Origin of the sequence: Streptomyces sp. SID14478 (genome assembly GCF_010548525.1) — a bacterium.
GTDB lineage: Bacteria > Actinomycetota > Actinomycetes > Streptomycetales > Streptomycetaceae > Streptomyces.
On record NZ_JAAGMG010001190.1, the window covers coordinates 1 to 7,381 of the forward strand.

A 7,381-nucleotide genomic window follows, 5' to 3' on the forward strand; every position below is an offset into this window, starting at 1 on the left:
AGGCGCGCGAGGCCGCACAGTGCGCGGTCCGGGCGGGCCGGGAGGCTCACCGGCCCGACCTCGTGGCCGCGGCCCTGACCATGCAGGCCCGCATCGAACGCATCACCGCCCATCCGTCGGCGGCCACCACGCTGCGCCGCGCCCTCGATCTGGCTCAGGGGCAGGCGCGGCTCGCCGTGCGCGAGACACCGCAGTACCTGGCCTGCCGGCACGCGCTCTACGACGACCGCCTGGACGAGGCCGAGAGCACGCTGCAGGAACTGCTCGTCACCGCGGAGGCATCCGGTTCCGCCGAAGACCTGCAGGAAGTCCTGCGCAGCCTGGCCGAGTTGAACGCGCGGCGCGGCGCGGGACCGCGCGCCGTCCGGTTCAGCGAGCGGGCCCTCACCGTGGGCCGGGACGTGGGACTGTCGCTCGGCCCCGCCTGGTACAGCCGCGCGCTTGCCGCGCTGTGCGGCACGTCGTTCGCGGAGGCCGCGCGCTTCGCCCGGCTCGGCGAAGTGGCGTCGCGCGAGGTGGACGACCAGGTTTTCACCTCCCGCAACGTCTTCGTCCAGGGCCTGGTCGACCTGATCACGGGGCACCCCACACGAGCCGTCGAGCACCTGCACCGCGTGGCGGACCTGGAGCGGCGCCAGGGAGTGCGGGACGTCAGCATGCTGCGGTGGCACCCGGAGCTGGTGGAAGCGCTCGCCCTGGCGGGGCACTGGGACAGGGCCGAGGAGACACTGGGCCGCTTTCGCGCCCTGGCCGGCCCGCGGGAGCTGGCCACCGGCTGGGGAGCCGGACTGGTACGCGCCGAGGCGGTGCTGCGCTCCCGGACGAAGGACCATCCGCAAGCAGCCGCACTGCTGGAGCAGGCCGCGGAGCAGTTCGGCGACCTCGGCCTCGCGCTGGACCGGGCGCGCACCTATCTCGCCCTGTCGCGCGCGCAGCGCGCCTGCCGGCACTACGCGGCCGCGCACCGGGCTGCCGCACGGGCCGCCGAGCTCTTCGACGCGGGCGGGGCGACGCACTGGGCGGCCCTGTGCGTCCCCACGCGGCCAGCCTCCGACGACCGGGGCGGGGACGTCGCCCTGACCGAGGCGGAGACCACGATGGCCGATGCGGTCCTGCGCGGCGCATCGAACAAGGAGATCGCGCAGGAACTGTTCGTGTCGGTGAAGACGGTCGAGGCCACGCTCAGCCGCCTGTACCGCAAGCTCGGGGTGCGCTCGCGCAGTCAACTGGCAGCCCTGCTGCGCCCTGCCTGATGCGCCGACGGGTGAGAGGGGCCCGGAGAGAGGCCCCTGTCACCCGCCGGCTTCCGGCGGTGCCGGATCGGCGCGGAGCCGCTCCGGTCAGCTGAAGACGCTCCAGGTGACCGGCACCGTGACCCGCTTGCCCGCCGCGTCGGTCACGGTGAGGCGGCTGTTGACGAGCCCCCACGTGCGCGGCGTTCCGGAGATCACGCCGCTCGCGGAGTCGAGGGCCAGGCCCGACGGCAGTCCCGTCGCGGTGAACGTACGGGTGCCGGTGCCGCCGCCGGCCTTGAGGGCCAGGGAGACGGGCTTGCCGATGTACACCGTCTGCGTCCCGGGGTCGGCCAGCGTCAGGGTTCCCCCGCCGCTGTCACCGACCGTCCAGGTGAAGGCGGTGCTGCCCGTCTTGCCGGCCGCGTCGGTCGCGGTGACGGTCACGTTGGTCGTCCCCGCGGTCGTCGTGGTGCCGGTGATGGCCCCGGAAGCCGAGTCGAGGGACAGCCCCGCGGGGAGACCCGCCGCCGTCCAGGTGTAGGGGGCCGTGCCGCCCTGGGCGCTGTTCGCCAGGGTGATCTTCTGGCCCACGGTGCTGCGCTGCGGGCTGACGGCAGAGACCGTGACGGCACCGGGCTGGGCATCGCCGGTGGCCAGGCTGAGCCCCCACTTCTGCAGGGCCTCGCCGACCGGCTGGAAGATGGTGTTGGCCTCCCCGCTCTGCCCGCAGACGACACTGCCGCCGCCCGAGTGCAGGCCGACCGCCTTGCCACCGGCTGCCGTCACGTAGGAGCCGCCGGAATCCCCGCCGGCCGAGCAGGCGTCGGTCCAGGACAGGCCGTCGATGACGACGTTGCCGTAGTCGACGGTCTGGTTGACCTTGGTGATCTCGCCGCAGTGCCAGCCGCTGGTCTGCCCCGAGTGGCACACGGTCTGCCCCACCAGACCGTCGGCCGAGCCGGTGACGCTCACGTCCCCGCTCCCGTACCCGGCGACGGTGGGAGACAGGCTCCAGCCGCTCTGGTCCACGTTCACCAGGCCGAAGTCGCCTTCGCGGGCGTTGATGCTGTGCGTGCCGCCGACGTTCGAGGTGCCCAGGCGGCTGCCGTCCTTGCCGTAGGCGGGCTGGCCCACGTCGTTGGTGCAGTGTCCGGCGGTGAGGAAGCCCTTGGCCCCACCGGCGCCCGTCACCGAGAACCCTATGGAACACGGGCTTTCGCTGCCGGGTATCCACTTCTCGCCGCCGACCACACTGCCCTGCTGCTGTACGGGGGCATCGGTGGTCGCGGTGAGGTGGACCACGCGGCCGAGTTCCGCCATGCGGCGGGCGAACTCCTCGGTGCGCGCGGTGCGTTGCTCCTCGTCGACCACGACGGACACCCGGTCGCCCTGGGCGTCGATGCCCCAGCTGATGACGCCGGGGACGTTCCGGGCCTGCGCTCCCACGGTACGCAGCACGTCGCGTAGCCGGCCGGCGCCGTACGGCACCTGATGGGCGACGGCGCCGGCCCGCTGCGCGGCCTGTGCGTCGGCGGCGGAGGAGACGGCCGCGTTGAGGCGCCCGTCGGCGGGGTCGAACCACATGCCCGCGACACGGTCACCGAGCGTGCGGTGGAGCAGGGTGGCCACGCGCGTCGCGTCGCTCTCCTGGCGCAGGCGGTCCCGCGCCTGGCCTGACGTCAGGTTCATGTCCTGCTGCATGGCGCGCAGCAGAGCGGCGGGCGGGGACGCCGTCGGGTCGCCGTGCGGGGGCCGGCCGTCCGCGGTGGCGATGGAGGCACCGAGGACGACCACCGCGGCGGCGCCGGCGAGCAGCGGGCGCCAACGAAGCCGGGGAAGCCATGGCTTGTACAGGCCACGTCTCATGAGCTCACAGCCTTTCGCGAGGGGATGCCGTGGAGTGCGGCGTTCCACACGGTTCCGTGAGCGACCCCGCTGCGGCATCGGGGGAAACCCTTGCGCGAGTCGGCGGTACGTGAGGCGCGGGGTCCCGTCCGACCGGCGGGGACCCCGCGCCTCATCCGTCGTACCTATATCGCGGACTACGCGGCAGGTGAGACGACGGTGAACGTGTAGTCGCCCGAGCCGGCCGTGAGGGCAAGGGTGCCGCCTTCCGTCCTGCCGACCTTCAGGCCGGGGCTGCCGGTGGTGTCACCCCCCGGGGCGTGGATCGTGTGCCTCCCTTCACGCACCGTCGAGTCGTCGCTGCCCAGAAGGGGAAGCCGGATGTCGGCGGTGGCTCCCACCGGGATGGAGACGTGGTAGGTGAGCCGGTCCCCGTCCCGCTTCCACGAGCTGACGACGTCGCCTCTGACCGTCTGCTGCTTCGCCGAGACCTCCGAGAGGTCGCCCACGACGCTCGGCGCCAGGGTGATCGCTCCGAAGCCGGGCCCCGACTCCCCGGCCCGGATGCCGGCGAGCTGCTGGTAGTACCACTGGCCGATCGCGCCGCCGAGACCGATGTGGTCCTTGGACGACGTCCCGTCGGCCGCCGACGAGTTGGGCCACTTCTCCCAGATGGTGCCGGGGCCCTGCTCCACCATGTAGCCGAAGCTGGGCGCGTCCTTGCGCTGGGCGATATCCAGGGCCACGTCATTGCGTCCGAAAGCGCCCAGCGCCTGAAAGACGTAGGTGGTGCCGACGAACCCCGTGGTGGCGTGGTCGTCGTGCGCGCGGACGTCCTTGATCAGCCGGTCGAGGCTCTCCTGCTCCTTGCCCTCGGGCACCAGGCCGAGGACGAGCGGCATCGCGTACGACAGTTGGCTGCCGTTGCCGAAGACGCCCGTGGACGCGTCGTAGTAGCGCTTGAGGAAACCGGACTTGATCTGTTCGGCTCGTGCCGCGTAGCGGGACGCGTCGCCGTCCTGTCCCAGCACCCGGGCCATCTTGGCGACGAGCGTGGCGTCGAGGTAGGAGAAGGCGGTCTGGAAGTAGCCGTGCGGGGTGCTGACGGTCGAGAGCCAGTCGTCGCCCCAGGCCATGGGCGAGCCGGTCACGACGCGGTCGCTGTCGCTGATCGTGGCGAGGTAGTCGACCCACGCCTTGATCCGTGTGTAGTGCTGGGTGATCGGCGCCTTGCTGCCGTACGTGACGTAGGCGTTCCACACGATCTGCGGGTAGGCGGTGCCCCAGGCCGGGTCGGTCTTCCAGTCGTTCTGGCCGCCGTTGGCGGGCGCCACCGAGGGGACGCTGCCGTCCGCGTTGGCGCTGGTGGCGATGTCGCCCAGCCACTTGTCGTAGAACGACTCCATGTCGAAGTTGGCCATGGCCTCTTCGTCGGAGTCACCGGCGTCCCCGAGCCAGCCGTGCCGTTCGCGCGTGGGGCAGTCCATGGGGAGGGACTGGAGGTTGTTCAGCTGGGTCGTGGTGACCGCGTTCTGGATCTTGTTGAGCAGCGGGTCGGACGTGCTGAACGATCCCGTCGTGGCGACGTCGGTGTGCACCACGTGCGCGGAGACCGTGACGTGGGCACCGGCCGGAAGACCGTGGATCTCGGCGTAGCGGAAGCCCGCGTAGCCGAAGTGCGGGGCGTAGGTCGCCGTCCCCGATCCCGCCGCGGTGTAGTGGTTGGTCTGCCGCGGCGCGTCGGAGTCGGCGAAGCTGATGTTCGACGTGGTGACGCCGCCGTGGGAGTCGAGGATCTCGCCCTGCGTGATATCGATCTTCGTCCCTGAGGGCAGGGACGCCGTGACACCCGCCCAGCCGACGATGTTCTGGCCGAAGTCGTAGACGGGATTGCCGTCCTCGGAGACGTGGACCTCGACCGGCTTGCGGTTCTCGACGATCCGGGTCGGGGGCGTGACGTCGGCGCGCAGGTCCGTCATGGCTCCCGCGACCGTGGCGGGCCGCTCGCCGTACACGCCCAGCTCCGCGAGCCGGAAGGTGCAACTGGAGCCGATGCAGGGCAATTTCGTGGCGGTGACCCGCACGTACCGGGCGGTGCTGTGCGTGCGGATGTCAACGGGGTCCACGCCCGGGCTCGGCTGGTCCTCGTCCGTGTGGTCCGCGAGGGTGGTCGCGTCGGCGAAGGAGGGATCGTCGCTCACCTGGACCTTGTAGCGAACGGGAAAGCCCGCGGCGGGGAAGTCGCCTGCCGTGTCGTTCGTGGGGCGCGCGGGGAAGAGCCGCACACTGCGGATGTCCCGCGCCTGTCCGAGGTCCGTCTGCACCCACTTGGTGCTCTCCGCCCGGTCGGCGATCTGGGAGTGGTAGCCCTCTGAGGCGTCGACCGAGGCGTCGATGCCGTCCGTGAGTCCGGCCGGGGACCAGCCCGCGGTCGTGGTCGTGTCGAGGGCGGTGACGGGGCGGCCCTGGGCCAGGCTGCGGCCGTGGGTCACCGGGAAGAGCGCGTTGACGGGCTTCCAGGCCGCCGCGTCGTACCCCGGGGCGTCCCAGCCGGGCAGTTCCTTGCGGGCGTCGTAGGTCTCGCCGAACCAGAAGTCGTCCCCGGTGACCGGGCCCGGGGTGGTCTTCCAGGACCTGTCGGTGCCGATCGAGTCGGTCGAACCGTCGGCGTACGTGACGTCGAGCTGGGCCACGAAGACGGGGTCGCCGTCGAACTGGCCCTTGCCCGCCATGAAGGCGAGCGCATTGTCCCCGCCCCGGAGCTGCTTGGTCACGTCGAGGGAGCGGTAAAGCACCCGGGAGTCGTAGTCGGTGACGGACGAGTCCAGCACCTGAGTGGGCGTCACCCGTGCGCCGTTGAGATGAGGTTCGACGATGCCCTGGGCGCCGAAGTACAGCCGTGCACGGGCCACCGGCTTGTCGATGCGGAAATCGTCGCGCACCAGCGCGCCGTCACCGACCCGCAGCCATGAGGCCGACCAGTCGGTGGCGTTGAGCAGGCCGGTGTCGAACGTCGACCGCGTCGACCAGGGGGACGCCTCCCCCTCCTTGTTCCACGACCGGACCTGCCAGGTGTAGGTCCGGTCGCTGACGAGCGGTGGCCCGTCGTAGCGCACGTCGGTCGAATCTGCGGAGCGCACGCGACCGGAATCCCAGCCGCGCGCCGAGCCGGCGCCGCGGGCCGACGCGGGACTCACCCTGATCTGGTAGGCGGTCTGCGCTTCGGCGCGGCCGGTGTCCCGCACGACCCAGGCGAAGTGGGGCGAGGGGTTGTCGGTGAGGACCCCCTGCGACCGTCCGTCGGCCCGCAGGCCCGTGGGCGCCAGCGGGTGTCCGTCCGTGCCCTGTCCGGCAGTTGCGGCCCGCGCGGTCACCGGCGACACCAGGGTGGCCGCCGCGAGCACCGCCACGAGTGCCGGATGTCTGAGCCGTCGCGCGCCTCGCGGCACTGTCATGGGAAAGCCTCCTGCCGATAAAACGATTCATTCCTCTCTGGTGATAGCCCGTGGATGGTTCGCCGAACAACCCCTGCGACAGGAGGAGTTGGACCGGCTCTCCGTGACGTGACCCCACTCGTCGGGGACTTCAGGCCCTTCACCTGGGGAAAGCACGTGAGGCAGGTGCCGGCGCGAGGCGGGGCGATGCACGATCGTTGTCCCCGCGGAGCAGCTCGACTCTCGGGCCTCGCGCCAGCATGGTGAAAGCTTTCAAGCACTGCGGGCTTTCAAGCACTGCGGACCCTCAAGCACTGCGGGCTCTCAAGCGCTGCAAGCCTTCAACAACTGTGCCGAGGCGAGCGCGAGACCGAACCGCCGCGTTTTGCGCCCCGTGCGTGGCCGACCGTAGTTCTAGCGCCTTGGCACCCTGGCGTCCCAGCACCTGCGCGGACCGCGAACCTCTCGGGCGGGAGCGCGCCCCTCACCGGCGTCGGCCCCGCTTCAGGACTCCTCCGGGCCGCGGACCAGAGACGCGAGGACGACCTCCCGCGTCGCCCGGGCCGTGGCCTCGAAGGCGGCCGGGTCCCGGCCGATGCGTTCAGTGCCGGCCCGCATGACGCCGGAGAGCAGTTCCACGGCGAGCGGCACGTCGCCCACATCGCGGAATTCCCCGCGCGCCATCCCGTCCCGGACGACGTCCTCCACGTGGACCATGATTGCCCGGAACGGACTGTCCGGGCCCATCGGCACCTCCGTGACCGGCAGGTTGAAGCCCGGGCGGAAGATCAACTGCAGGGCGTCGTCCGTGGATGCCTGCAGGACGGCCTCGATGATCTCCCGCAGCCGCTGCGCGGCCGGGTCCTG

The 7,381-nt window shown here is 71.7% G+C and carries 4 protein-coding genes; 1 reads left to right on the forward strand and 3 read right to left on the reverse strand.

The window, feature by feature from the left end; translation table 11 throughout:
- On the forward strand, positions 1-1,253 hold a 1,253-nt coding region (locus G3I40_RS37920), incomplete at its 5' end, for a helix-turn-helix transcriptional regulator (protein WP_164559363.1).
- An 87-nt stretch (positions 1,254-1,340) separates the two neighbouring features.
- Here G3I40_RS37920 and G3I40_RS37925 read toward each other — a convergent pair.
- From G3I40_RS37925 to G3I40_RS37935, 3 genes are all read right to left on the reverse strand, one after another.
- Positions 1,341-3,101, reverse strand: a complete 1,761-nt coding sequence (locus G3I40_RS37925; RefSeq protein WP_164559364.1) for a putative Ig domain-containing protein — start codon at positions 3,099-3,101, stop codon at positions 1,341-1,343.
- Positions 3,102-3,277: 176 nt separating this feature from the next.
- The gene (locus G3I40_RS37930) at positions 3,278-6,535 is read right to left on the reverse strand and encodes a family 78 glycoside hydrolase catalytic domain (RefSeq protein WP_164559365.1); all 3,258 of its coding nucleotides are present in this window, start codon (positions 6,533-6,535) and stop codon (positions 3,278-3,280) included.
- Between the two features lie 483 nt (positions 6,536-7,018).
- Positions 7,019-7,381: hypothetical protein (locus G3I40_RS37935; protein WP_203645514.1), on the reverse strand; the 363-nt coding region annotated here is incomplete at its 5' end.

Excerpts from the sequence above, each read along its gene's own strand:
- G3I40_RS37925 (WP_164559364.1), bottom strand. The coding sequence starts at position 3,101 with ATGAGACGTGGCCTGTACAAGCCATGGCTTCCCCGGCTTCGTTGGCGC.
- G3I40_RS37930 (WP_164559365.1), bottom strand. The coding sequence starts at position 6,535 with ATGACAGTGCCGCGAGGCGCGCGACGGCTCAGACATCCGGCACTCGTG.